27 protein-coding genes and 1 pseudogene are annotated in these 25,043 nt (G+C 70.0%); 8 read left to right on the top strand and 20 right to left on the bottom strand.

Translation table 11 applies throughout. The features are described 5' to 3' along the window. Positions 1-65: 65 nt before the first annotated feature. From ACIA3K_RS20285 to ACIA3K_RS20255, 7 genes are all read right to left on the bottom strand, one after another. Complete coding sequence (locus ACIA3K_RS20285) at positions 66-1,721, bottom strand: serine/threonine-protein kinase (protein WP_396802822.1); 1,656 nt, start codon at positions 1,719-1,721, stop codon at positions 66-68. Between the two features lie 65 nt (positions 1,722-1,786). Next, a complete protein-coding gene (locus tag ACIA3K_RS20280; RefSeq protein ID WP_396802820.1) occupies positions 1,787-2,515 on the bottom strand; it encodes an anti-sigma factor domain-containing protein in 729 nt (242 codons plus the stop codon). Further along, positions 2,512-3,129, bottom strand: coding sequence for a sigma-70 family RNA polymerase sigma factor (locus ACIA3K_RS20275; protein WP_396802818.1), 618 nt, complete (start codon positions 3,127-3,129; stop codon positions 2,512-2,514). Before ACIA3K_RS20275 ends, ACIA3K_RS20280 begins: the two co-directional genes overlap by 4 nt. 59 nt (positions 3,130-3,188) lie before the next feature. Next, positions 3,189-3,875, bottom strand: coding sequence for a class F sortase (locus ACIA3K_RS20270; protein ID WP_396802817.1), 687 nt, complete (start codon positions 3,873-3,875; stop codon positions 3,189-3,191). Between the two features lie 13 nt (positions 3,876-3,888). Next, positions 3,889-4,677: a hypothetical protein gene (locus ACIA3K_RS20265; protein ID WP_396802816.1), complete on the bottom strand. Its 789-nt coding sequence runs from the start codon at positions 4,675-4,677 to the stop codon at positions 3,889-3,891. A 148-nt stretch (positions 4,678-4,825) separates the two neighbouring features. Further along, positions 4,826-6,349: a molybdopterin-dependent oxidoreductase gene (locus tag ACIA3K_RS20260; protein ID WP_396802815.1), complete on the bottom strand. Its 1,524-nt coding sequence runs from the start codon at positions 6,347-6,349 to the stop codon at positions 4,826-4,828. A 59-nt stretch (positions 6,350-6,408) separates the two neighbouring features. Then, complete coding sequence (locus tag ACIA3K_RS20255) at positions 6,409-6,819, bottom strand: fasciclin domain-containing protein (RefSeq protein WP_396802814.1); 411 nt, start codon at positions 6,817-6,819, stop codon at positions 6,409-6,411. A 600-nt stretch (positions 6,820-7,419) separates the two neighbouring features. Here ACIA3K_RS20255 and ACIA3K_RS20250 point away from each other — a divergent pair. Both ACIA3K_RS20250 and ACIA3K_RS20245 read left to right on the top strand, forming a co-directional pair. Further along, on the top strand, positions 7,420-8,409 hold the full coding sequence (locus ACIA3K_RS20250; RefSeq protein ID WP_396802813.1) for a hypothetical protein: 990 nt from the start codon (positions 7,420-7,422) through the stop codon (positions 8,407-8,409). A gap of 177 nt (positions 8,410-8,586) precedes the next feature. After that, a complete protein-coding gene (locus ACIA3K_RS20245; protein WP_396802812.1) occupies positions 8,587-9,642 on the top strand; it encodes an FUSC family protein in 1,056 nt (351 codons plus the stop codon). A gap of 68 nt (positions 9,643-9,710) precedes the next feature. Here ACIA3K_RS20245 and ACIA3K_RS20240 read toward each other — a convergent pair whose 3' ends face one another. The 3 genes from ACIA3K_RS20240 to ACIA3K_RS20230 form a co-directional block, all read right to left on the bottom strand. Continuing rightward, positions 9,711-10,400: a VOC family protein gene (locus ACIA3K_RS20240; RefSeq protein ID WP_396802811.1), complete on the bottom strand. Its 690-nt coding sequence runs from the start codon at positions 10,398-10,400 to the stop codon at positions 9,711-9,713. Continuing rightward, positions 10,401-10,883, bottom strand: coding sequence for a hypothetical protein (locus tag ACIA3K_RS20235; RefSeq protein WP_396802810.1), 483 nt, complete (start codon positions 10,881-10,883; stop codon positions 10,401-10,403). A 143-nt stretch (positions 10,884-11,026) separates the two neighbouring features. Beyond that, positions 11,027-12,052 (bottom strand): helix-turn-helix domain-containing protein, encoded by a 1,026-nt coding sequence (locus ACIA3K_RS20230; RefSeq protein WP_396802808.1) that lies wholly within the window; start codon positions 12,050-12,052, stop codon positions 11,027-11,029. A gap of 289 nt (positions 12,053-12,341) precedes the next feature. Here ACIA3K_RS20230 and ACIA3K_RS20225 point away from each other — a divergent pair, with 289 nt between their 5' ends. After that, positions 12,342-12,869 carry a hypothetical protein gene (locus ACIA3K_RS20225; RefSeq protein WP_396802807.1) on the top strand — a complete coding sequence of 176 codons (528 nt, stop codon included), beginning with the start codon at positions 12,342-12,344 and terminating at the stop codon, positions 12,867-12,869. 57 nt (positions 12,870-12,926) lie between these two features. Here the strand turns inward: ACIA3K_RS20225 and ACIA3K_RS20220 are convergent, their stop codons facing one another. Then, positions 12,927-13,394: a GNAT family N-acetyltransferase gene (locus ACIA3K_RS20220; protein ID WP_396802964.1), complete on the bottom strand. Its 468-nt coding sequence runs from the start codon at positions 13,392-13,394 to the stop codon at positions 12,927-12,929. A 125-nt stretch (positions 13,395-13,519) separates the two neighbouring features. Here ACIA3K_RS20220 and ACIA3K_RS20215 point away from each other — a divergent pair, with 125 nt between their 5' ends. After that, a complete protein-coding gene (locus tag ACIA3K_RS20215; protein WP_396802806.1) occupies positions 13,520-13,918 on the top strand; it encodes a DUF2809 domain-containing protein in 399 nt (132 codons plus the stop codon). Between the two features lie 386 nt (positions 13,919-14,304). Here ACIA3K_RS20215 and ACIA3K_RS20210 read toward each other — a convergent pair whose 3' ends face one another. From ACIA3K_RS20210 to ACIA3K_RS20180, 7 genes and pseudogenes are all read right to left on the bottom strand, one after another. Further along, positions 14,305-14,928 carry a DUF6518 family protein gene (locus tag ACIA3K_RS20210; RefSeq protein WP_396802804.1) on the bottom strand — a complete coding sequence of 208 codons (624 nt, stop codon included), beginning with the start codon at positions 14,926-14,928 and terminating at the stop codon, positions 14,305-14,307. Between the two features lie 179 nt (positions 14,929-15,107). Continuing rightward, positions 15,108-15,556: pseudogene (locus ACIA3K_RS20205) on the bottom strand (DUF6196 family protein). A 148-nt stretch (positions 15,557-15,704) separates the two neighbouring features. Next, positions 15,705-16,151, bottom strand: coding sequence for a hypothetical protein (locus tag ACIA3K_RS20200; protein WP_396802803.1), 447 nt, complete (start codon positions 16,149-16,151; stop codon positions 15,705-15,707). A gap of 95 nt (positions 16,152-16,246) precedes the next feature. Then, on the bottom strand, positions 16,247-16,771 hold the full coding sequence (locus ACIA3K_RS20195) for an SRPBCC family protein (protein ID WP_396802802.1): 525 nt from the start codon (positions 16,769-16,771) through the stop codon (positions 16,247-16,249). A 55-nt stretch (positions 16,772-16,826) separates the two neighbouring features. Then, a complete protein-coding gene (locus tag ACIA3K_RS20190) occupies positions 16,827-17,294 on the bottom strand; it encodes a nuclear transport factor 2 family protein (protein ID WP_396802801.1) in 468 nt (155 codons plus the stop codon). Positions 17,295-17,451: 157 nt separating this feature from the next. Further along, complete coding sequence (locus ACIA3K_RS20185) at positions 17,452-18,045, bottom strand: hypothetical protein (protein ID WP_396802800.1); 594 nt, start codon at positions 18,043-18,045, stop codon at positions 17,452-17,454. Between the two features lie 120 nt (positions 18,046-18,165). Next, entirely contained in the window at positions 18,166-21,315 is a 3,150-nt protein-coding gene (locus ACIA3K_RS20180; RefSeq protein ID WP_396802799.1) for an AfsR/SARP family transcriptional regulator, read from the bottom strand. A 371-nt stretch (positions 21,316-21,686) separates the two neighbouring features. Here ACIA3K_RS20180 and ACIA3K_RS20175 point away from each other — a divergent pair, with 371 nt between their 5' ends. Beyond that, on the top strand, positions 21,687-23,249 hold the full coding sequence (locus tag ACIA3K_RS20175) for an FG-GAP repeat domain-containing protein (protein ID WP_396802798.1): 1,563 nt from the start codon (positions 21,687-21,689) through the stop codon (positions 23,247-23,249). 162 nt (positions 23,250-23,411) lie between these two features. Continuing rightward, positions 23,412-23,864 (top strand): VOC family protein, encoded by a 453-nt coding sequence (locus ACIA3K_RS20170; RefSeq protein ID WP_396802796.1) that lies wholly within the window; start codon positions 23,412-23,414, stop codon positions 23,862-23,864. A 139-nt stretch (positions 23,865-24,003) separates the two neighbouring features. Here the strand turns inward: ACIA3K_RS20170 and ACIA3K_RS20165 are convergent, their stop codons facing one another. Beyond that, entirely contained in the window at positions 24,004-24,192 is a 189-nt protein-coding gene (locus ACIA3K_RS20165) for a LuxR C-terminal-related transcriptional regulator (RefSeq protein WP_396802794.1), read from the bottom strand. Here ACIA3K_RS20165 and ACIA3K_RS20160 point away from each other — a divergent pair. Further along, positions 24,185-24,376, top strand: a complete 192-nt coding sequence (locus ACIA3K_RS20160) for a hypothetical protein (RefSeq protein WP_396802792.1) — start codon at positions 24,185-24,187, stop codon at positions 24,374-24,376. The genes ACIA3K_RS20165 and ACIA3K_RS20160 overlap by 8 nt on opposite strands. A gap of 28 nt (positions 24,377-24,404) precedes the next feature. On the opposite strand, the gene ACIA3K_RS20155 is transcribed toward ACIA3K_RS20160, so the two are convergent. Beyond that, on the bottom strand, positions 24,405-24,581 hold the full coding sequence (locus tag ACIA3K_RS20155) for a hypothetical protein (RefSeq protein WP_396802791.1): 177 nt from the start codon (positions 24,579-24,581) through the stop codon (positions 24,405-24,407). Between the two features lie 116 nt (positions 24,582-24,697). Between ACIA3K_RS20155 and ACIA3K_RS20150 the strand changes: the two genes are divergently transcribed. Next, complete coding sequence (locus ACIA3K_RS20150; protein ID WP_396802789.1) at positions 24,698-25,033, top strand: hypothetical protein; 336 nt, start codon at positions 24,698-24,700, stop codon at positions 25,031-25,033. Positions 25,034-25,043: the final 10 nt, after the last annotated feature.

Raw genomic sequence — 25,043 nt, 5'->3', positions numbered from 1 at the left:
GGCTCCTGCCTGTCATCACCGAGGCTGGCCACCCGCCAGGCCGGCATGGGACCCCTCTGTTCGTGTCAGTCGAGGCGGAAGCTCGCCAGGGCCAGTCGGCGCCACGGCTCCGTCGCGTTCCACTGGCTATCCTCGGTGATCCAGGACAGGCTGTGTGCACGCGTCCTGCTGTCGTTGACCAGCAACCGGTGGACGTGCAGCCGAGCAGCGTCGGCCTGATCGCAGGTGTACTCCCACTCCGCAGCGCCACCCGGGCGGATGACCGGCCCGATACTGACCTTCCGATAGCCGGGAAGGGTCCCGCTCTTGACCGCGTCGCGCTCGGCGGCCGCCCACTGCCCCTGGGGGGTGGAGGAAGCTTCGGCGGTGACATCGACAGCGATGGCTCGCACCTCCGCCGGGTCACGGAAGCAGACGACCTCGCCCTCAGTGTGCCGGGTCCATCCCTGCGGGACTGCCACCAGGAATCCGGCAGGGTCCTGGTGCCACGCCCATCCGTCGGGCAGGGCGTACGGAAGCGGAGCGGTGGGTTGCCGCAGAGGCTCGGCCGCGCTGAAGGCGTCATCGTCCAGACAGAGGTGCGCGGGCACGGTCGCAGCGGTCGGCTCCATGGCACCGGCCGCCGAACCGCCCGGCTCGACGGCCGGCTGGCGGTCCTGGCCGCGCAGCCCGCCGATCACGGCACCGGCTCCCGTGACGACGACGGCCACGACCGCCAGCAGTCCCAACACCGCGCCCGCGAACGCCCAGCCGGTCGTCCGATCACGGGTGTTCGACGCCCTCCCCGTACTGGCTCTGGCTTCCGCCGCGAGCGGGACCGTCGGCACGTCCGCCGTCGATCGCCGAGGTGGCCGGGACATCCGCCGCCAGCGGCCCGCCCGGGGCACCGGCACGGGCTCGATCGGTACGGTCGTCGCGGCCACCTGCTCCAGCAGGGCGCGGGCCTCGGGCGCGGACAGGCGCTGACGGGGATTGCGCAGCAGGAGACCGGTGACGGCCGGTTCGAGCGGCAGGACGCTCATCCGGTCGGGCGCCTCGGTGGCCAGAGCGGCGAATGTGGCCAGGGTCGAGGGCCGGGTCCACGGAGGGCGGCCCTCGGCGGCCAGGTAGAGCGTCGCGCCGAGAGCCCACAGGTCCGAGGCGGGGGTGGACCTGCCATCGCGAGCGCGCTCCGGCGCGACGTACTGGTTCCTCGACAGATTCGCCGCGCTGACGGTCGCCGGACTGTGGCTGTCGAAGATCGACAGACCGAATCCACCGAGCATGACCCGCCCGTCGTCGGCGAGTAGCACGTTCTGTGGATAGAGCTCCCGATGCACCACACCCCGCTCGTGCGCGGCGGCCAGTGCGGCGAGCAGCTGCAATCCGACCCGGGCCACCTCGGCCGATGGCAGCGGGCCGTCGGCGGCAACCGCCTCGGACAGGGACCGGGAGGGCACGTGCTCCATGACGAGCCAGAGGTGGCCGTCGGTGCTGAGCACGTCCCACATCCCCAGCACGCTCGGATGCTCCAGCCCAGCCAGTCCACGCACCTCCGCCAACGTCCGCTCGTGCAACCGGGACCGTTCGGCGTCGCTGGCCCACCCCGGCACGGCGATCTGCTTGAGCGCGACGTCGCGGTCCAGCACCTCGTCGCGGGCCAGCCAGACGCGTCCCGGGGTGGCCGTGTCCTCGACCGGCAGGAGCCTGCGGTAGCGGCCGGCGAGCAGCTCGTCATCCATGTGGGTGATTCGGAGCCCTCCGCCGCTCGGATGGGTGGATCAGCGAAACTGTGCCCGCCGAATGTTCAGCTCAGCGCGACCGTGCCCACGATGCTCGTGGGGGCGACGGAACCGCCCACGGGCTCGTTGGAGACGCCGAACGTCCCAGCGTCGGCAACCGGGCCGATGACCGTGGTCGACGCCCTGGCTCCTTCTGCCAGCCGTCCCACCTTGCGTGGCTCGCTGCCACGGATGAGCCACAGCTCGTAGATCCGCCCGGGTCCGGGCTCGGGCAGGTCGCGCAGCAGCACCACCCCGCGGTCCCGGTCGCGGGAGACCACCACGGTCGCGGCGCCACCGGGCTGCAACGACCGCTCGAACACCCGGGCGTCCGGGGCGTCCAGTACGGCGGCGATCTGCCGAGCCTGCTCGCTGCTGGCCTGCTCGTCGCTGACCCGATCGTTGGTCACGGCCCAGGTGGCCGCGCTCGCGCCGCCGGCCACGACGACGGCCGCCGCGGCGGCCACGGTGAGGCGTCGCCACCTGCCTGCATTCCGTGTGGCGCTGTCCCCTGCGGCAGCAGAGCGCACCTGCGGGGTACGCGCCGCCTGGACGAGGGTGCGCTCCCGCAGACCCGGGGGCATGGCCTCGACGACGGTGTCGTCGGCGAGCCGTGCGACCGTCTCCCGCAGCTCGGTCACCTCCAGGCGGCACGACTCGCAGTCGGCCAGGTGCCGCTCGAACGCCGCCCTCTCGAGGTCGTCGACCGCGTTCAGGGCGTACGCGCCGGCGAGGGTGTGGATGTCGGCGCTCATGCCCGCCCCTCCATGTCGATGCCCAGGCAGTCGCGCATCCGGATCAGTCCGTCGCGCATCCGCGTCTTCACCGTCGGCAGCGGTGTCTTCAGCTTTTCGGCGACCTCACGGTAGGTGTGGCCGCCGTAGTAGGCCAGGGCCACCGCCTCCCGCTGGACCGGTGTCAGCCGGCCCAGACAGCGGCGGACCTGTTCGCGCTCCAGCCGAGCGGTGACGTCCTCGACGACCTCGTCGTAGGGGACGTGCGTCTCGGTCGCGGCGACCCGCTGGGTGCGGTCGGTGTGGGCCTGCTCGCTGCGCACGCGATCCACAGCCCGCCGGTGCGCCATCGTCAGGATCCAGGCGGAGGCCGAGCCACGACCGGCCTCGAATCGGCCGGCGGTGCGCCACACCTCGACCATCACCTCCTGTGTCACCTCCTCCGCCTGCGCCGGGTCGCGTACGACGCGGCGGGCCAGCCCGAGGACCCGGCCGGCCATGGTGTCGTACAGCGCCGCGAACGCCGCCTCGTCACCGCGTGCCACCCGAGCCAGCAGCTCGTCGGGGCTCGGTGGCGTCGCGGTGTCCGGCGGTACCGAACGTAAGCGCCGCGCGTGTTCCGGGTCACCGCTCATCCTCGGCATATCCTCTCCTGTGCTGGCGGCCGTGCGGTCTGCCGCCGCGTACCCGATCGCTAGGCGGCATGCGCGTGAGCGAGGCGCGCGTAGACGATGACATTGTCCCGGTAGTGCTGAGTGGTGTCGTCGAACTCGCCGCCGCAGGTGATCAGGCGTAGCGCCGCGTGGTCGGTCGCCCCGTACACCTCGTCCGTGGGGAAGTGGTCCTTGGGATACTGCTCGACCTTGCTGACGGTGAACATCGCCGTGCTGCCATCCTGACGGTCGACAGTTATCCCGGCGCCGACGGGCAGCTTGCCCAGATCGAAGAAGGTCCCGCGGCGGCCCTTCCAGTTGACGTGCCCGGCCAGCACGGCCGGACCGAGGGCCCCTGGCGTCGGCGCCCTGGTGAACCAGCCCACGTCGGTGGCGCTGTCCGGGACCTGCATCGCCCCGTCCGCCGCCAGGCCCAGTGCGACGATCCCGGCGGTGGCCTTCAGCGACGGGATCGACACCCGCGTTGGCGGCGAACTGGCCATCAGTGGTCCCGAGGTCAGTTCACCCGGCATCCTCGCCGAAGCAGGCGGCACCGTCGCGGTCGGTGCGGCAGCGGAGGCGGCGGGCCGAGGTGGGTCCCCCGACCGGTCGGCCACCGCGAGGCCGATCGACACGGCCGCCGTCACGATGAGGACGCCGGCCACCGCCAGGAGCGCGAAGCGCCCCCGGCGGTGGCCGGCCAGGACTGCTGCGTCGCCGTCGTTCATCGCATGCTCCGGCTCAGCGCTCGCCGGCGAGCCGGCGTCGCGCGACGACCGCACCGGCGGCACCGAGCAGCGCGAGGCCACCCACGGTGTACGCGATCAACGGCGATCCACCGGAGGTGCTGCCGTCACCGGTTGCGACACCTCCCGCGGGTACGGAGCCGGCCGCCGCGCCGCTGACCATGCCGCAGGTCGCGGGGTCGGTGGCCTCGGCGGGGATGCCGTTGACGCCGACGGACTTCGCGAACGTCGACTCCCCGAGCGCCTCCATGTCGTACTTGCCGTTCTTGTTGGCGTCGATGCCGTGCTGCACGACGTGCAGGTCCTTGAGGTGCTCGATCGTGCCCTTGGGCAGCTCGGCGGCGGGGATCGTGCGCTCGTAGCTGAGGTTGCCCTTCGCGTCGGCCTTCGGCATCCGGTCCACCGCCAGGCCGCTGGCCTTGGTCGTGTCCCCGGTGGTGGTCAGCGAGATGAAGATGTCCCCGTACATCTTCAGGCCCTCCTCGGTGCTGACGTAGCCATTGCCGTTGGTGTCGGCGGACTTGTCGGGGCAGTGGAAGTCCATGCCGTTGGCCGCGCCGTGCACGTGCTGGGCGTGCGGCGAGTTCGGCGTCATGCCCTTCGACCGGATCATGACCTTCAGGTCGCCGCCGCTCGTCGCGGTCAACGTCGCGGTGCCGGCGGCACCCGTCTCGTTGAGGTCCTGCAACTGGACCTGCACGCTCTCGTCGGCGTGCGCGACGCCGGGGAACGCGAGGATCAGCGCAGTCGCGGGTAGGGCGAGCAGGGCTCGGGACAGTCTCACAACAAATCTCCGTCTCCGCCGGGGTACGGCGTTGGTACTCACGTGCGGTCAGGAGGGATTCGTGGCGTGGTGGTCGCCGGATTGGTGCCGGCCCCGATTCTTTTCGGCTCTGTCGCTGCGAACCACCGCCGAACCCTTGGCCACCAGGTCAGGTGATCGTGACGGTGGTGCTGTGCCAGCCCGTCGCGCCGTCGGGAAAGGGCGCAGCCCGTTGGTCGGTCTGGGTCGTACCTGTGGCGTCGGTGGCCCGTACGCGCAGGGTGTGGCTGCCCGGGGTGGCGTCCCAGCGGTAGGTCCACTGCCGCCACAGGTCCGGCGATGGTCCGTCGGCCAGGCGGGCCTGCCGCCACGGACCGTCGTCGACCTGCACCTCGACGGCGACGACTCCGCGCCTTTGCGCCCAGGCGACACCGGCGATGATGACGGGCCCGGCGCGACGTTGCGCGAAAGGTTTCGGAATGTCGATGCGCGATGCGGTCTTGACGGGCGCGTCGGCGGCCCACCCCCGCTGCACCCAGTAGGGGTCGAACGCGTCGAAGGTGGTCACCTTCATCGAGGTGAGCCACTTGCAGGCGCCCACGTAGCCGTAGAGGCCGGGCACGAGCATGCGGACGGGGAAGCCGTGTTCCAGGGGCAGGGGTTCACCGTTCATGGCCACGACCAGGAGCGCGTCGCGCCCGTCGAGGATCGCCGCGAGCGGAGTGCCGATGGTCATGCCCTCCACCGAGCGGCTGACGAGCTGGTTCTGCCCGGCGTGAAGGCCCGCCTCGCGGAGCAGCGGTGCGAGGGGAACACCGGTCCAGCGGGCGGTGCCGATGTAGGGACCACCGACCTCGTTCGAGACACAGTTCAGGGTGATGTCACGCTCGACCAGGCCACGGGCGAGAAGATCTTCGAATTTCCAGGTACGAGGACGCTCGACCGCCCCGTTCAGGGTCAACCGCCAGGTATCCAGGTCTACCTGTGGAACGGTGAGAGCCGTGTCGACACGGTAGAAGTCCCGGTTGCGGGTGAGGAACGCTGGAACTCCGTCGACACCGACGGAGACACCGCCGGGTAGCGGCGGCGCCGGTCGTACCGGCGGCGGAATGCGAACGGCGGCGCGGGAACGGGCGCCAACCGCGCTGCCGTGACCGACGACCTGTCCGACGGCGACCGTGGCACCGGCGGTCAGGGCGGTCCCCGCCGTCGTGGCCAGGAACTGACGACGGTTGAGCAACCTCGGCCGGCTCGGTGGCGTGACCGTCACCGTTCGACCGGCGCGCACCAACACCAGCATCGCGGCCGATCCGACGCCGACGCCCGTCAGGATCGGCACAACGTCCAGAGGTGTCGCCCCCGGGCGGGACAGGACGGCGGCGACACCGACCGCAGCGAACATGGCGAGGCCAGCCAGACCGTGGCGTCGTCGACGAAGCGCCGCCGCGCCGAGCAGAACCGCGGCCAGGGCCAGCAGCGCGTAGACGCCGACCAGGAGCGCGATCTTGTCGTTGGCGCCGAAGGTGCGGATGGCGAACGCCTTGACGCCCTGCGGTGCCAGGTCGATGGCGACGCCGCCGACTGCCAGCACCGGATCGGAGGCAGGGGTGACCAGCGCCGCGAGGAGATGCGCCACGGCCAGGGTCACTCCGGCGGTCAGCACGCCGACCACCGAGCCACGGACAGCGGTCATGCGGAGGGACGGCCCCGGCCGACGGGTCGTCGGCCGGGGCTCGATGTCGGTCGCGGCCATCAGCTCTTGGGCATCAGAACGGTGTCGACGATGTACACGGTGGCGTTGGCCGTCGAGACGTTCCCGCAGACCACCATCGAGGTACCGTTGACGGTGAACGACGATCCGCTGCCGGTCACCGTGAGGTCGCCGCCCTGCAACGTCTTGTGGGTGCCCGCCAGGGTGTCCGGCGACAGCTGGGTCGTCACCACGTGGTAGGTCAGGACCTTCTTCAGCAGGGCGTCGTCGGCCAGGACCTTGTCCAGGTCCGCCTTGGGGATCTTGGCGAACGCGTCGTTGGTCGGCGCGAACACCGTGACGCCCTGCGCGCCGTTGAGCGAGTCCACCAGGTTGGCCTTCTTGACGGCCGTGACCAGCGTCGACAGCAGCGGGTTGCCGGACGCGGCCGTGGCCACCGGCACCTTCGCCATCGCCTCGAAACTACCGGGGTTTGACGCATCGGTCGGCACGGAAGCGCAGCCCGCGCCGAACTGACCCGACATCATCGCCGAAGGCGAAGCCGATGCCATCGGCGCGCTGGCCGACATGCTCGGCGCGCCGCTGGCACTGTCCTCGCTGTCGGTACCGCCGCAGGCAGAGAGGGCGAGCACAGCGATCACACCGACCGAGGCAAACAGGCGTCGCTTCATACGTACTCCTCAGATATTTCGAACTTAACTGCCGTTGTCAGGAGGCATTCGGGGCCGACCTCGAGACGGATGGGCGCAACAGTGAGAAATTCGGCACGGCACCGGGAGGAGACGTCTGCGGGCTTGCCGCCAACCGGCTTCTGGCCTGCACCTACCGAGCTGCGCACCGCTAGCGGGTCAGCGGGCACCGAGCGCGACCACGGCCGGTCGAAGGCGGCCCAGCAGCGGCGGGTCAACCGCCAGGGCACGACCCGACCAGTCGGAGCCGCATCACCGCCGGAGAATCAGCTACTCCGACAGCCGCGGCGCCGTCGCAGACGCCGGCTGGTGCCAGCGGTCCGGGGATTCAGGACCGGTACGCGGGCCATAAGATCCACCAATATGGCCCGTACCACGCCTCCGCGTCCGCTGGATATCGCCGCAGTATTTCCCGAGCTGCGGGAACACTCCACCACGGCCACCCGCCTGCATCCCCGACCCGGCGCTCCGACCGTCCGGGACAGCTCGGTGGGTGGGCCGCTGCTGTGGCCGGCCGACGAGGTGTGGCCGGTCTGCGACGACGCCGGGGCACACGAGCCGTGGAACCTCACGACCCCGGCTGCCCTGCGCCGCAGGCGGGAGATCCTCGCGACCGCAGAAGCCCGGGAGCCGGTGCCGGGTGGGGACTTCTTGACCGTCAAGGAGCGGGCGGAACTCGACGCCGCCGACGCCCTGGAACTGGACGACCTGATCGAGGATCCCATCCCGTTGGTCCCCGTCGCGCAGCTCTACCGACGAGACATCCCGGATTACGCCGGTCCGGACGGCACCGACCTGCTCCAGGTGCTGTGGTGCCCCGTCGACCACTCGGACCGGCACTACAGCCCTCGCGTCTTCCTCCGCTGGCGCGACAGTTCCACCGTCGGCCCCCTGCTCGAAGCACCTCCCGAGCCGCCGGTGATCAGCGACATGTATCTGCCGATCCCGTGCCTGGTGCACCCCGAGCAGGTCCACGAGTACCAGTACGCCGATCTGCTCCCCGATGACCTACGCGACCGGCTCGACGAGTGGGATGACGACGAGGACGAGAACCGTCCCCACTATCAGAGCGACCTGTCGCTGGCGCCGGGATGGAAGGTCGGCGGGTACGCGAACTGGTCCCTGACCGACCCGTACCCGATGGACTGTGCTGTATGCGGCACCACGATGACCTTGATCTTCACCGCGGATTCGGGCGACTGGAACGGCATGAATTGCAGCTGGCGCCCGTCCGAGGAGGACCCGACCGCGTCCCCCGACATCGTCGGTGTGCAGATCGGGCGCGGCTACTCGCTGTACACCTTCCGCTGCCCCGTGTCATTCGATCATCCCCCGGCAACCGCCATGCAGTGACGCGGCCTCCCGTCCCGGGTGCCGTCCGTCGCCTACGCGATTGAGCAGGTCACGGGCGGGGTAGTGCCCGTCCTCGCAGAAGATCATTAGGCGGCCGGGTCGGGTCCGCCGGCGAGAGGGGCAGCACCGGTGCGGACGTGGGGGCGCGACGCCGTAGCGCGGTTACGGGGCGACGGGATGACCGTGATCGAGCTGACCGCCGCCGCGGTGGTCGCCTGGATCGTGGCAGCGGTGGTGATCCGTCACCCGGACCCGTTCTACGCTCCGACCGCCGCGCTCGTCGTGCTCGGCGAATCCCGCGGGCGACGGCTACGGCAGACCGTCGAGATCCTGCTCGCGGTGGCCGCCGCCGTGCTCGTCGCGGAGCTGCTCGTGTACGCGCTCGGCCCCGGCACCGGCACGGTCCTGCTCGTGCTGCTGCTGACCACCACGACGCTGGTGCTGATCGGAGCCCGCCGCGCCCTGGTCGTGCAGGCCACCGTCTCGGCCATGTACCTGGTCGTGGTCGCCGCGCCGCATGGCACGCTGATGCCGTTCCGCTTCGTCGACGCGCTCATCGGTGGCGCGGTCGCGTTGGCCGCCAGCCAGCTGATGGCCGCCCGTGACCCGCTGGCGCCGCTGGTGGCACAGGCCCGGCGCAGCTACACCGACCTGGCAGACCTGCTCGACGAGGTGAACACCGCGCTGCGGGGCTGCGACGAGGAGGCCGCGCGCGCCGCGCTGGACCAGGCTCGGCAGGTGGACGACTGCGTCGCCCAGCTACAGACCGCCGTGCTCGCCACCGGTGAGACGCTGCGGCTGGGACTGCGCCGCCGGCACCTGGGCAAGCTCGTCGACGTGGAGGCGACGCTGCGGCAGCTCGACTACGCCGCGCGCAACATCCGGGTGCTGGCGCGGGCCGGCGTGACCCTGACCCGCCGGCACACCGCCACACCGCCGGAGCTGGCCGCCGCGATCGGCGCGCTGACCGCCGCCGTACGGTCGGCCGGGGAGGCTCTGGCCAGCGACCTCAGCGGCGCCGACGCCGACCGGCACGCGCACCGGGCCGACGCGGCGGCCCTGGAGGCGGTACGGATCGCCGCAGGCCTGCTGCGGTCCGATCCGCCGCTGCCGGTCACCATGATCGTCGGGCAGATCCGGGCGACCGCCATCGACCTGCTGCGCGGCGTCGGCCACGACGACGTGGGGGTGCTGGATCGGGTGGATGAGGCGCTCGGTCTGAGCCGGGTGTGACGCCCGGTCAGTCGGGGCGGGACCAGTTCGCCCCGTCGGTACGGCGAAACTCCCCCGTGGCTGACCCGCTACTCGCGTCCGACCCAGGTCGCGATGCACGCCTCATTACCCTCGGGGTCGGCCAACACCCACCACTTCGGCGCGTGCCCGTCGGAGACGACGCGCCCGCCGGCGGCCAGGGCGGCGGCGATGCGGTCCTCCGCTTGATCGTGCGGGACGGCGATGTCGACATGCATCCGGTTGCGTTGCGGTCGCGCCGTCTCCATGGGTTGCAGCCCGAATCCGGGCCCCCGTCGGGCCGGATCGGCCAGGTAGTCGTCACCGATCTGCCGGTATCCCAGCAGCGCCTGCCAGAACGGCAGCACGTCCGACTTCACCAGGGCATCGAGGGTGATGTTGAGGAGCTGCACCGCCGTGGGATCGGCGGGGATCCCCAGAGCCCGCGCGGCGGCCGAGATCCGTCGCGCCAATGAGATGTCACGCCGCGACAGCGACACGGTGACGCCCGCGTGGCGCAGATCCAGGTTGAGATGCTCCTGCTCGTCGCGGCCGGCGAGCCGGCCGATCTCGTCGACGAAGGCGATCCCCGCCGACAGCGAGCCGGTCCGGAAGTAGGCCGAGACCAGGTGGTAGAGACAGCGCCAGTCTTCGACACCGTCAGCCTCGTGGAAACGCCCAGCGGTGATCTGCGCCGTCACGTTCGCGAACCTAACATCGTCGTCCTTCGGTAATCGCGTCTTGACGATCACCCGCAGCACCTACTCGTCCTCTTGCTCATCAGGGCGCTGGGCGAGTAGTTCGTCCGGGATACGAATCTCAGCTCTTACGTCAGCCCTCTGCTCGTCAACCGACAGATTGACCGAGACGGTCCTGATCGATCCAGGGTGCCGGACGCGGAAGGACACCACCCAGCCGGGGTGCGCCGCCGATACCATCGCATCGACGGCGGAGCCGGTTAAATCCTCCGCGCCGAGCTCTTCGCACCGCAGCTTGAGCGCCATCCGCGCCACCAGCTCGATGTCCGGGTCAGGGGACTTGGGGGCGGTAGACACCTGACTGCGCCGTAGCCTTCCGAGCGCTGTCCTGAGCCCGTCGTACGCGACGTTACCGAGCACTCCGGTGGCCATGGCCGTCCCGACATAGATGACCGCAGCGGTGGTCTCGGCCCATGGAAAGGCGCCTGTTACTACGGGGGGACGGGGAGTTTGGTCGCCATTGGCCGAGATCGGGTTATCGGTCATGTCCAAAGAGTAGCGACGCGGCCAGCCCACGAGGGGGGTGCCCCAGCCGCGCACAATTCCTGAGCCGAGCCGAGTCGGACTGGCTGCGGATGGCCGGGCGGAGGGCATCTCGGGGAGGGCCGGGACCGGTTCGCGGCAGTGCTTCAGGACAATCGGCCCGCCTGTTTCGTCGCGACGAACAGGAATTCCTGATCCAGGGCCCCGGTGCAGTTCGCCTGCATCGCCTCCGCGCCAGGGTTCACATCGGCCGGACCGCCGAGCGCGCCGACGCAGAGGCCACTGTGGATCGGTCGTAGCCGGTAGCCGCCGGGCACCGGCACGTTTGTGGCCTCCAACAGGTACCGCTGGTGGGCGGCACCGGTGCAGTTGTCCGGCGCCAGCAACGCGCCGTCCCCCGTCAGCGCCTCGTCGACGGTCAGGCAGCCCGCGCCCTCCTTCGGATGGTGCCATTGGATCTCGTAGACCCCGACACCGACCGCTTTGAGGAAGGTGTCCGGGGAGATCCGGTCGCACGCCCGTTGCACCGCCAGCGGCCGGTCCGTACGGCCGTTACGCTCCCGCCCCTCGCCCAGGCACAGGTCACGATCCCGCACGTGCGCGGGTTGGATCAGGTACCAGCCATCGGGCAGGGCGGCAGTCGCGGGCGTGGAAGCCCCGGAGGATTCCACGGCACCGCCACCCGAGCCGTCCGAGCCGTCTGAGCCGAGGACGCCCTTCCAGGCCAACGCCGTGCCCGAGCCGATCACGGCGGCGAGGGCGGCGATCACCACGATTGCCCGCCTCGACCGTCGCCGCCGAGCAGCCGGCGCGGGCGGGACGACCGGTTCCGCGGCGGCCACCTCGGCCTCCTCGACGGGATCCGGAAAACCGCTCGAGATCGGCCCGACGGCAAGCCGGTTACGGGCCGCGACCCAGCGGGCCGCCGTGGCGTCGCCGAGTCCGCAGGCTCGCGCAAAGGACTGCACCACCTGTTGCCGGGGCAGGGTCGTACGGCTCAGAGCCGACGCGATCGTGCTCGACGGCAGGGCGTCCCCTGAGGCGTCGGCCTTGGCCGCGAGTTCCCGGTACGTCAGGCCGGACCATTCCCGCAGGGCCCGCAGCGCCGTCACGAACTCGGCCGGGTTCGTCGCCTCGTCGGGGTTGGGCGGCTGCGTTCCGGCTTCGGACATTCGACTCCCCCATGCGTCGATCGGACTCGATCGAGGTTAACGATCCTAGTCATTTGACGCTCGCTGTGCGGGCCTGTTCGGGACTATCCCAAACAGGCCGGATCCGTTGCCCACGGCGGCGTCCGACGCCCAGTGTCCTACTCGGACGGCCGATCCGGCGCGTGCGGGCAACCGGCTTGTTCGCAGTCACCACCTCACCCGGGGAGAACAGGATGCCCATACCAGGTACCCGTCGGATCGGCTGGATACGCGCCGCGGCCCCATGTTCGCGGGTGCGATACTCGCGGCCGTGAGTTCGCCGCTGGAAGCCTTCGCCGGGCTGCTCGACCGCTCCATCCGCGAGATCACCGCCCTGGCCACGGACGCCCGGGGCTTCGACGCGGCTCGGATCGGCCGCATCGCCGACATCTGGGACAACAACGCCGTACCTCTGGTGGGCGCGGCATGCGCTCCCAGGCCACTTCGATCCAGACGAGCCCGCGCCGGCCTACGGTGGATGGCTGACCTCGGTGCCGACCGACGCAGGCTGATGGTCGACCTGGACCCGAGCCTGGACAGAGTGCTTCCCACCGCACCGCCGGACCATTCCGTCCATCGCGACTACCTGGGGCGGGTGTTCCCGGGCGCCCTCCGGCTGACCGCGGAAACCGTCGACGCGCTCGCCCACGACTACGACCTCGCCGCCGGCAGCGTGCGCTCGCTCACGGCCCGACCTTCGGATGCGGGACTCCGGGTACAGCTCACCCTGGCCGACGGCCAGCACATCGACCGCGCCGAAGGAGCGATCCGCATGGGCGAGGCGCTCGTCGTCCGTTGAAGCGTGAACGACCACGAGGGGCGCGCGGCATCACGCGATGGGCGGACCGACCTGGTCTTACGGGGCGGCAGTGGCCGACGGTGAGTAGTTGTACACGACATAGCCCCGGTAGACCGCGATCTTGTCGTATAGAGCTCGGGCCTCGGCATCGACCTCGGTGTTCCAATACAGGCGTGGGGAGCCGTGCTTGACGGCATCCTGCGCCACCCATTCGATCATTGCGGTGGCAATGCCTCGCCGTCGTACCTCGGGCGTGACGAACAGTTCAGCCAGATAGCACCTCCCGGCGCCCCAGACGCTTGCGTGGAACAGGTAATGCGCGATGCCGACCATCGTGCCGTGGAGCCGTGCGCAGATGCCCCGGATCTGCCCACCGTCGACCAGGCGTTGCCAGGTCCGTTCGTAGCCATCGTCGTCGACCTCAGTCGCGGGCCGACCCGGCCGGCCAGCCCAGTGCGCGTGGAAACTCCGGGTCAACGCTTCCCACTCGTCACGGTCGAGGTGTGTCAACGGGCCGATGCTCATCACGTCGCCATCCTCACATCAACCCCAGCCGGCAGGGCATGCAGACCGAGGGCGTGCGCAGGAGCCCTCGATCGAGCCGAAAGGGAGGACCGGTGGCGGTCCGGCTAAGGGCTACCGTAGCGAGAATGCCGATCAAGCCCCGTACGGTGCGGTGGCTCATGCCCCTGGCCGCGCTGCTGTTCCTGGGCCTTGCACTGCTGATTCGCGCCGTCGACGACGGGGCGCTGCGGCAGTACTCCGGCACCGCGCTGTACGCGTCGATGGTCTGGGCGGCGGTGCTGTTCCTGTGGCCACGGATGACGCCGATGCCCGCCGGGACCATCGCCACGGTCTTCTGCTGGGTAGTGGAGCTCGCACAGCTGACCGGGGTGCCAGCCGAACTGTCGGCGCGGAGTCTCGCCGCGAGGCTCGCGCTGGGTGTGCAGTTCGACCCGGTCGACCTGGCCTGGTATCCGGCGGGCGTGGCTCCCCTCGTGGCGCTACACCACCTGGTACGCGCCCGCCACCGCGCAACCGCCGCGTGACATCGCCCCCAGCCGTCCCGACGTGCCCCAGCCTCATCGCTTGCGCGGCCGCTTCGCGCTTCGGGCGACAATGGTCACGTGCTCGCCTACGCCCGTTGGTACTCATCGGATGACGACCGTTGGAACTACGAGGAGTTGGACGCTGATGGGTGGGCGCGGTAGGCGCGTATGAACAGCGGTACGGGGTTGTACCGGAGGCCCCGTTCCCGCTACCCGCAGGCACGTTGGAGCCCGCATTGGAAAATATGTCCCCCGGGGAGTTCGAGCATCTGTGGCGACATGCTCGTCGGCACCTGGAACGACAGGCCGGCGCCTGAGCCGCTCGTCCTGACGGCATCTTCAGCCGTCGGTCAGCCACTCCCGCACCCCCCGGTCCGTCGCGTCCCCTACTTCGACCCGAAGGCGGTGGCGGTCATGAGTAGGTAGCCGACGCCAGACATCGGAACCGCGTACGCCAGGGCGAGCGCGCGGTCCGGCCAGGTCCGCGCCACGGCTAGGGGGCTCAGGACAGCCAGGGCAACCAGGACGAGTACGTACTGGACGATGTCCGCGGTGTTGTAACTTGGCTGGCCGATCCGCAGCAACTGCAGGATCGCTTCGGCGAACAGGACCGCCGCCGCCAGCCCGAGGGCCGGCCGCCGGAACGGCCCAGGTTGGCGAGCTACCACACCCCCGAATCCGAACACGATTCCAGCGATCGCTCCCAGCACCATCCACTGCCTCGCGGCGACGTCCCAGACCGTTGACCAGTCGTCCTGCTGAATGAGCGCTGCGGCGAGGTAGTAGCTGGGCACGGCGATGAGCAGCATGATTACCGCTGCGGCGACGGCCCCGCCCGCTGGCCATCGGATAAAGAACGCGAGGAGGAACGCCGCCACCGCCCAGACCGCAATCGAATTGCCGAGGCCGCCGAAGGGCGCCGGTACGAATTTGATCCAGACGAAGTCGAGGAATCCGAGTAGCAGACCCGCGACCGGTGCGATGACGGAGACCCGTCGGGTGATCGACATAATGAGGAAGCGTAGGAAGCCCGCAAGGACCTGCCATCGGGCTCAGGACAGAGCCGGTGGCGTTCCAACCGGCCAAAAGGCGTAGGCCCGCTCGCGGCGGCGGGTCCGGAGCCCGGCACCTGGACATCTCCAGGGTGCATCGTCAGCCACCATGTCTCGGAGGCCACCGCCGCTCTGGTCTACCGGCCGGCTCGCAACTCACCCAGGACCTGGACGACCTCGGCGCGGACCTGCGTTGGGCAACCCCAGTAGTCGTAGATGCCACCGCGGTCGCCGTTGTGACCACAGATGACGAACACCCCGGTACCCAGCCGGCGCTTCAACTCGGTGGCCAGCCATCCGACGAACCCGCTGTTGTCCAGTTGCGGCGGGAAGTGGAACGAGAACACCGTGAAGCGCTCACCGTCGGTCGCGCCGCCTGGCGCCAGCCAGGACCACCGATCCTCGTCGCGCACCACGGCCAGCAGATCAACCGTCGGGCCGGTGGCTGAGTGAGCGGCGCCTCGAAAAACGACCACTCGCCGTCGAGTATGACCAGTTCGGCGGCCGCGATGACGCGTCGCAGCCGCTGCGCGGTTTCGTCGCGGGACTCCTGGCTGATGCTGACCACGCAACGATCTTGCCCCATGACGGCAGCCCACGCAGTCGCCCTCGACACACCGCTGCTGGCGGGGGCCGTGAATCAGGTCGGGCTGCGCCCTCGATGGTGCTGCTCGTCTGCGGCCGGAGTGCGGTCAACAGGCTGTCGACACCTCCGTCCAGCTACGAGACAGCCCTTAGTCACCAGAGGAACCCCAGAAGTAGATTTCGTTGGGATTGCCGTCAGCGTCATGCAGAACCGCGCACCGGCCGAACCAGCTTCGGTCAGCGAGAGGTTCGAGCGCCTCCACGTGCGACCGGGTCAGCTTGCGGGTACCCAGGTACTCGAGCGCCTCCGCCTCGACCACCGGCTGAATCGTCCCGTAGCCAGGCTCATCACCGTCAGCCAAGATTCGAGACATATCCAATATCGAGTGCGTGCCGGACTCCTGGACGGATTCGTCCGCCCACAGCTCCGCCTCCGTCATCGGCCGATTCGGAAAATCCGCCGCCGATTTGCCGTACTCACACGGCACTGCCCACCAGTAGTCGCCGGTCTCGAAAACCTGCCGCCGCAGTCCGTCCAGCGCGACTTGGAGATCCGGCTGATACGCGACGTAGTAACTCCACCCGGACGCACCCACGTTGACCCCCCTTGATCTTGAAGCAAGATAGCCGGGACGCAGACCTGCGTCCATCCTGGCGACGAGGGGCCCCGGAGCGAAGAGGCGACAGCGGGTCAACGGCGATCTTGATCATGCGGCGAAGGTTCCGGATCTTGTGCGCCCCTCATGGCTGAGCGAGGATGCCCCGCCAGGGCGGCAGCAAGATAGGTGTTGCGGCGTGCGATGAGGCGTTGCAGGTAGGGCCGCAGGATGAGGCTGGCCACGAGGGCACCAACGGGTCCCATCGGCGCACTGAACTCGATGACGTCGCGCATGAGGGTTGCCGAGGAGTCATCCGGGATCGGCGTGAAACCGTGCTCGTGGCGCCATCGGCCGAACGGACCGCTGGTCTGCTCGTCCGTGAAGCCGTGCGGCCGCCGGTAGTCAGTGATCCGAACGGTCATCCGCCAGGGTAGGCCGAAATGCCGGGCCTCCCACGTGACGGCATCGCCGGCCTTCAACCGGCCGGTCGTCATGCCGCCGACCGCCCGTTCGGCACTACTTCCCATGGACTCGGTGTGCAGATCAACATCGAGGCAGGCGTCGAAGACAGCTTCCGGGACGGCCTGCACGTGCGTGGTCAACTCGATGCGCGGCATACCGCCACCGTAAGGCCCACGGTCGCGCCACCAGCGCAGCAGGATGAGCAGTGGATCAGGGTCGGGCTGCGCCCTCGATGGTGCTGCTCGTCTGCGGACGGAGTGCGGTCAGCAGGCTGTCGAGTTGACCCCACGCTCGCGCGCTGGCGATGTGGTCGATGTAGTCCCGGGACTCGATGATGAGCCCGTTGCGGATACGCATCACGAAGACGCATGGCACGGTGAAGGCCTCACCTGTCTCAGCGACCTGCCCCTGATAGGCAAACTCGGCGACAATCACCTCCGGGTCCGCGGTTTCATGAATCCGCACGTCGACCGGCTTACGGTTCAATGTCCGGCCAACCGGAGGCGTCGCGGTGAAATGCTCGTGCAGCTCGCCACGGCTGCGCAGCGGTGGCGGGTTGAGCGGGTGAAACGGATGCGTGACGTCGGTTTGTTCGCCGTACAGGTCGGCCAGGTCTTCGTACGGACCGTCACAGACACCGTTCACCAGTCGGAGGAAAGTTTCGCGTGGACTACTCATGCCGAGCTTCCTTCGAATCGGTAGATGTCACGTGTGCCATACCGAGGCCACATTCCGGGCGGCCCGTACCCCATCGACGGCACCCTACCCACCTCAGCCCGATGTGACTGCCCCGAAGGCCGGCCGGCCCGCCCGGCCCGGAAGCCGCCGCCGGCCGTCAAGCCAGTCCGGTGCAGACCGCCCGGACCGCGGTCACCAGGTCCGGGTCGCCGCAGTCGGTGGACGCCGAGGTACGCCCGACGACCTGCCAGCCCTTGGTGTCCTTGCGCAGGAACACCTGGCCGCCGCCGGGAATCGGGGCCGACTGCGGGGCGATCGCCATCAGTCGGGCGAAGCCGTTGCGGCAACCGAGCACCTGCACGTCGTCGACGCTCTGCCCGTTGAGCGCGGCGCCGGTGGCCTCGAGGAGGACCGGCGGCCGGCAGGACGGATCGGTGTCGGTGGTCGGCAGGGCGGCGAGCCGGGTGGGCCCGGTGGCGGCGGAAGCGGGGTCGGCGGCCCGGCCGGCTCCCGTACCGGCGCGGGCCGCCTCGGAGGCGGGAGCCGGTGGCGCGGGGACGCCGGAGGTGGTGGGCGTCGACTGCGGTCCGACGGCGGCGCCCGCCGGGTCCGGAGCGGCGGCCGGCCCGGAGGCGGCCGGCGCCGGGCGGCCGGCCGCGACGCCGGTCCGCTCGGCGTGCGCGCAGCCGGCCGCCGAAAGGGCCACGGCCACCGCCACTACCAGGTACGCGCTGCTGCGTCGGATCGTCATGAACGTCTCTCCATCGTGTCGAAGCTGCTGCCCCGGGCTGCTGCCCGGTGCTGCTCCGACGCTAGGGAGCCGGCCTGCCGGCGATCTGGACGAAACCTGGAAACGCAGGCCAGGGTGGGTTCAGACCGGGTGCGTTACCGACACGGCCACGCCCACCGGTGCCGTCGCCTCGCATCCGCATCCCCACCGCTCGTGCCAGCCGGCCGCCTCGCCGGCCTCCCGGGTGCCGAGCCGGCGGAACTTCGCCGCAGCGGTCTCCCATGCCTGGTGGGCGGACGCGACGTCGCCCAGCGCCGCATGAGCCGCGCCCAGGTCGCGCAGCGTCCGTGCGACACCGAGATCGTGGTGCAGTTCGCTCCACCCGTCGTACGCGAGGCGAAGGGTCTCCAGGGCGGTGTCCGGCCGGCCGGCCGCCAGGTGCAGTTCGCCGATGGTCCGCTGGACCAGCGCCACCCCGAACCGGTCATGCAGCCGCCGGCACGTGCCGAGGGCGTGCTCCAACGGCTCCTGCGCCCGGCACATCTTGCCCTGCCGGACCCACACCTTCGCCAGCGCCTGTTCCGTGTAGCAGGCGAGCAACTCGTCACCGCTCGCCACGATCAGGTCGTGGGCGCGGGCGCACCAGCGCTCCGCATCATCCAGCTCACCCCGGGCCCGATGCACCAGGCCGATGCCCCGGGCGGCGATGGCCTCGCCGCGAGTGTGGCCCAGCGAACGGTAGGTGTCCACGGCACGACCGATCCAGCTCAGTGCCGCCTCGTCGTCGCCGAGCTCCCGCAGACAGCAGCCGATGCCGTAGGTCGCGTGCGCGGCGGCGTTCTCGTCCCCCAATCGGGCCAGCACTTCGGCGGCTGTGGTCAGCAGCGGGACGGCCTCCCGATGCCGGCCCACCTCACGCAGTACGGTGCCGAGACCGTTGCTCGCCGCGGCTGACCCGTGCTCGTGGCCGGCGGCTTCGAACAGGTCGATGGCGGTACGGAAGTTCCGCTCGGCCTCGGCGAACCGGTCCTCCTTGTAACGCAGCAACGCGATACCGCACTCGATCACCGCCTCGCCGACCGCGTTGCCGGCCGCCCTGGCCGCGGCAGATGCCGCCGCGTGGGTGCGCCTCCAGCCGACGAAGTCGTTGCGGACCGCGAAGGACGCGTAGACCAACGCGTCCGCCAGCGCGCACGCCGCCACGTCCATGCCGAGTTCCGCAGCCCGTTCCACCGCCACGATCAGCGTCGGCGCCTCGACCTCCAGCCAACCGGGTAGCTGGTGGTCGGCCGGGAGCGGGATGGTCGGCACGTCCACCGGCAGCGGCGCCTGCCGGTAGAGCGGCGGGACGGCGTACGGCAACCGCTGGTTGAGCCGCTCACCCAGCTCGGTGGCCGTGACCAGCACTCTGGCCACCGCAGCGCGCAGCGCACGGTCGCTGTCCTCCTCGACGGCGCGTTCGCGGGCGAACAGCCGGACCAGATCGTGCATGTGGTACCGGAGCAGCCGGTGCGTCGGGTCCGCAACGGCGGTCACCAGGCGGGCGTCGGCGAGCTGTTCCAGTAGCTCCTCGGCGTCGTCCATCGAGCCGCCGACGAGTGCCGCCACCAGCCACTCCGCGAAGCTCGACACCCCGAGAAAGCCGAGCAACCGGAACGCCCGGCGGGCCGGCGGGTCGAGCGCCTGGTAGCCGACCGCGACGCTGACCCGGACGGCCAGCCCGTCCGCAGTCATCTCGTCGAGCCTCGCGCGCTCGTCGCGCATCCGCTCGGCCAGGCGGGCGATCCGGCGGTGCGGTCGGGCCGCGATCCGGGCGCCGACGATCCGTAGGGCGAGCGGCAGGCCCGCGCACATCTCGACAAGCGCGGCGGTCGCCTCCGGCTCGGCCGCCACCCGGCCCGGCCCGACGATGCGCTCCAGCAGGACGAGCGAGTCGGCCCGATCGAGCAACGGCACCTCGATCTGCTCGGCGCCCGGGATGGTGGTCAGCAGGGCCCGGCTGGACACGATCAGCGCGCTTCCCGGCCCACCGGGCGCGAGCGGACGAACCTCCTCGGCGCTGACCGCCGAGTCGAGCACGATGAGGAATCGGCGTCCGCTCAGCATGGCGCGGTACTGCCCGAGCTTGTCCTCCAGCGTGGGCAACTGCTGGATGTTGGTGGCGCCCAAGGCCCGAAGCACCCGGTCCAGGGCCTCCCCGGAGTCGCCGCCTCGGCCGGCGAGGGTGACGAAGATCTGCCCGTCGGGGTACGAGTGGCGGAGCAGGTACGCGAGCCGGATGCTGAGCGCCGTCTTACCCACGCCGCCCGGCCCGGAGAGGATCACCACGGGCGCGGCGTTGCCCTCGGGGCGTCCATCGCCGGGTTGCAGCACACTCAACGCGCAGCAGATCTCCGGTTCGCAGCCGACGTGGTCGGGCAGGTCGGCCGGAAGCTGGCAGCCGGGGCCGGTCGGAGCATGGTGCGCTGGCTCCGGTTGGGCCTCGGCCCGCGCGGGCACGGCGACCGCGGGCTCCGCCACTCGGGACACCTCGACCGGGGCGGCGGCCACCCGCGGCGCCGGCAGCGTGCCGCGCAGGATCTCCCGGTGCACATCCTGCAGGTCGGAGCCCGGGTCGATGCCCAGCTCGTCGGCAAGCTTGACGCGGGTCCGGGCGTACAGGTCGAGCGCCTCGGCTCGGCGACCGTTGAAATACAGGGCGCGCATCAGGCTCACGGCCAGCGGCTCGATGAGCGGGCTGCGCTCCAAGGCTGCGGTGAGTCGGTCGATGACCTGTCCCGGCCGGCCCTGGCCGATCTCGCTGTCGGCCCAGTCGAGCAGGACCCGGACGAGCTGCTGGCGCATACCCTCCCGAACCCGGGCCGCCCAGGTGCCGGGCAGCCCGTCGAGCGGGTCGCCCCGCCACAGCCCGACCGCCTCTCGCAACAGCGCCGCCCGGTCGGGGTGGTCCACCGCGAGGCCGTGCGCCTGCTCGGCGAGGCGGCGCAGGCGGTGCAGGTCGACGCGGTCCGGGTCGACGTCGAGCAGGTACCCGGTCTGGTTGCGGCCGACCGTGATCGAAGCCGTCTCGGCGGACTGGGCACCGCCCAGGATCCGCCGGATTCGGGTGAGGTACGTGTACAGGACGCCCCGGGCGTCGGCCGGCGGGGTGTCGTCCCAGACCCGGTCGACCAGCGCCTCAATCGGCACGCTACGGCCCACGTCCACCGCGAGCGCCGCGAACACCAGCCGCTGCTTCGGTGGACCCAACTCGATCAGCTGGCCGGCCGCGACCACCCGGAGATCACCCAATATGCATAGTTCCACGGCTTCGCCCCCGCGTCCGTAGCGCCGCTGGACGGCCCATGAGCAGGGCGTCCGAAGTTTTCAAGGATCCATCCAGGTTCGCTACCTGATGTGGCTGCGAGGGTTCTGCCAGCCACCGCACCGGCAGCTCGCGGACCACTCACCGGAGTGGCAGGCCCTCATCCCACCTCCGACGAAAGGGTCGCGAACACACAACCGCACAGCAGGACCAGTTGGGACCGGCCATCGGAGGCAGGCCCCACGGTGGCTCGTGCGCTGCGACTTTACCTGTCGCATCGGGTCCAGCCAATGGCTGTCGTGCACCTCGACCCACGTTCGCGACCACTCCGTTCATCCCCACCACGAAGGGAAAACCCATGCGTCGCTTCCGAGCCCGCAGACCGGCCGCGATCCTCGGCACCATCACCATGATCGCCGCAGGCTTGGTCAGCGTGTCGTCAGCGCCCGCCCAGGCCTCCACCATCGAAGGCCCGATCAGCCGCAGCGAGATCATGTCCCGCGCACAGAACTGGGTGGACCGGGAACTCACCTACACCCAGACCGGCTCCTGGGCGAGCGACATGGACGGCGACAAGACCTACCGGCGCGACTGCTCCGGTCTCGTGTCGATGGCCTGGCACCTGAACACCAGCTACATCACCGACGACTTCCAGGCGGACAACTCGCGCTGGGACACCCTCGGCAGCATCGACAGCTTCCAGGCCGGCGACGCGATGGTCCGCAGCGGCCACATCGAACTCTTCTCGCACTGGGCCGACCGGAACGACCACAGCAAGGGCGCCTACGTCTACTCCTTCAACGACGACGGCCAGACGGTCCAGAACCCGTACAAGGACAACAACGTCGGCAGTCGTGGGTTCAACAGCGCCAGCGACCTGCGGACGTACAAGCCGATCCGGCGCACCGGCCTGATCGCCGGGGCGACGGCTCGCAAGGGGCCCGCATTGGGGCACGACGACGGCGACGGCACCCTGACCATTCACCGCTGGAACTCAACCGGTTCGGCCTTCGACCACACGACCGACTACAAGGGTGAGAGTTCCTTCGACCTCGCCAACGTCGGCGATCGGATGGCCTCGGGTGACGTCGACGGTGACGGCACCGACGACGTCGTGATGGCGTACCAGATCAGCGACGGCACCTTCGGCTTCTACGTCTTCGACGCCGGCGTCACCAGCCGCGGCCGCTTCTACACCTCCAGCCAATACAACCTCGACCCCGTCGCCGGACGCCTCGTCGTCGCGGACTTCACCGGCGACGGCAAAGCCGAACCCGCCCTCATCCACGACGACGGCGACGGCACCACCACCATCCACCGCTGGACCAGCACCGGCACCACCTTCAACCGCACCACCGACTACGTCGGCACCGGCAACTTCGACCTCGCCAACGTCGGCGACCGCGTCGCCGCCGGCGACGTCACCGGCGACGGCAAAGCCGACATCGTCATGGCCTACCAAATCAGCGACGGCACCTTCGGCTACTACGTCTACAGCCAAGGCCTGACCAGCCTCGGCCGCTTCTACACCTCCAACCAATACAACCTCGACCCCGTCGCCGGACGCCTCGTCGTCGCCGACTTCACCGGCGACGGCAAAGCCGAACCCGCCCTCATCCACGACGACGGCGACGCCACCACCACCATCCACCGCTGGACCAGCACCGGCACCACCTTCAACCGCACCACCGACTACGTCGGCACCGGCAACTTCGACCTCGCCAACGTCGGCAACCGCGTCGCCGCCGGCGACGTCACCGGCGACGGCAAAGCCGACATCGTCATGGCCTACGACCTCGGCAACGGCACCTTCGGCTACTACACCTTCAACCAAGGCCTCACCAGCTCCGGCCGCTGGTACACCTCCGGCCCCTACAACATCAACCCCACCGCCGGACGCCTCGTCCTCGGCAACTGGTGACCTGACCTGGTCGCACACGCACAGGAATCGGGGGTCACCGGCTGCGCCGGTGACCCCCGGCTCGCGTCCGGTCCGACGGCGGTGGTCACCTCGGCCTCGACCTGGCGGTTCATCTTTTGTCGGTGGGGAGACGCTGCTGGCGGTGTCCGGCATGCTGTGGGAATGACCGAGGAACCGAAGAGTCGTTCCGCCTCATCCAGCGACACGGCGCTCGCCGCATCGCCAGTGATCTCGGTGATGTTGATCGTCTCCGACGCAGACGCCGCAGTCGCCTGGTACCGGACTGCACTCGGCGCGACGGAGCTGTGGAACCTTGGTGGCGTGGCCGGCCTTGCGATCAGCGGCGCCCCCTTCTTCCTCCACCAGGTCGATCCCGACAACCCTACGGAGACCAGTCCCGGCCAGGTGGGAGTCACCAGCACCCGCATCGAGGTGTTCGTCGAAGATCCCGACACCTTCATCGAGCGGGCCGTCGCGGCTGGCGCAGTCGCCGGAGCGGCGATCGAGGATCACCGCGCGCCCTGGGGGACGCACCGTCAAGGTGGCTTCACGGACCCGTTCGGTCACAACTGGTCCGTGGGCGACACGTCACCCCTGCGCCCGTTTCCACGTTGATCGGCGAGCCTGCTCATGGTGCCGGGTCTGGCCCGGCTCGGGCACGAACTGTCACTGTCGTAACTGGCGTCGACGCTGCGGTGCCTGGCCACTAGGTCGCTGCGGGCCCGCCCGTCCCATGGTGCCGGTTGGGTTCGAGTTATTCGTACGTGACGAGTCCGGCGCGCTGGGCGAGCAGGGCGGCCTCGGTCTGGTTGGTGCAGCCGAGCCGGGTCAGGACCCGCGAGACGTAGCCCTTGATGGTGGCTTCGGTGAGGTGCAGGTGGGCCGCCGCCCGGCGTCGCTCCTGGATCTGGACGGTGACCAGCGCAGCGGCAGGCGTGACCATGCTCCTGCTCATCCAAGGCCTGGCCGTACCCGAACACCGCGGCCTGTACCGGCGGCTCACCATCGGAGTCGGCTGGACCTGGATCACCGCCTTCGCCCTACACCTACGCCGCAATACGCCCACGTACGAGGGCGAAGCAACTGATCAGAAGCACGCGATCACTCGCTCGTTGCGCCAGAGCTGAGCGCGTCTGTCTATGCCGACTCGCGTGTCTATGCCGGCTCGCGCACACCGCCGGCGTTGCCACCATCGTCCGGCGGCGACGGTTCGTGCAGGGCTTCGGGCAATTCGTCCGGCCCGCCAGGCAGAAGGACGCCCGCGTCGTCGGGCACCGGTTCACGTGGGTCGATGGGAGGATACTGTTCGGGGTCGAGATCCGGTCCAGTCATCAGGCGAGTATCCGTCGTCTTCGGCAATGCCGCTCGTCGGGCCCGCGAACCGACCCGAACGTTCCGGTACGGCGTGATTAGCTGCCGCCCTGGCATCGGATACCGGAAGGTTTGACGTGGCGTTGACCAAGAAGGGCTCTCGGCTCATCACGGTCGACACCGTGGTCTACCGGTGGCGGGTGCGTGGAAGACCAACCTACGCCCAGGCGCTCGGCGTTCGACCACTCACCCTCGCCGTCGAGCAAGCCGACTGCAAGGGCTGCGTACTGCTGATCGACATGCCCCAGGACCATCCGAGCAACTGGATCGGCGTCCCGCCGGTCCCTGTTCTTCCATCGATGGTCGCCACAATCATCCGTAAGGCGCTCAGCGAGGGATGGCGGCCTGGAAAGCTGGCGACGGCCTTTCGCGCGACAGCGCCCGACGTAACGCAAGAGCCGCCGACTCCTTGACCGATGTCCG

The organism is Micromonospora sp. NPDC051543 (assembly GCF_044454415.1).
Classification (GTDB): Bacteria; Actinomycetota; Actinomycetes; order Mycobacteriales; family Micromonosporaceae; genus Micromonospora.
This window is presented reverse-complemented; position numbering and strand designations above follow the sequence as displayed.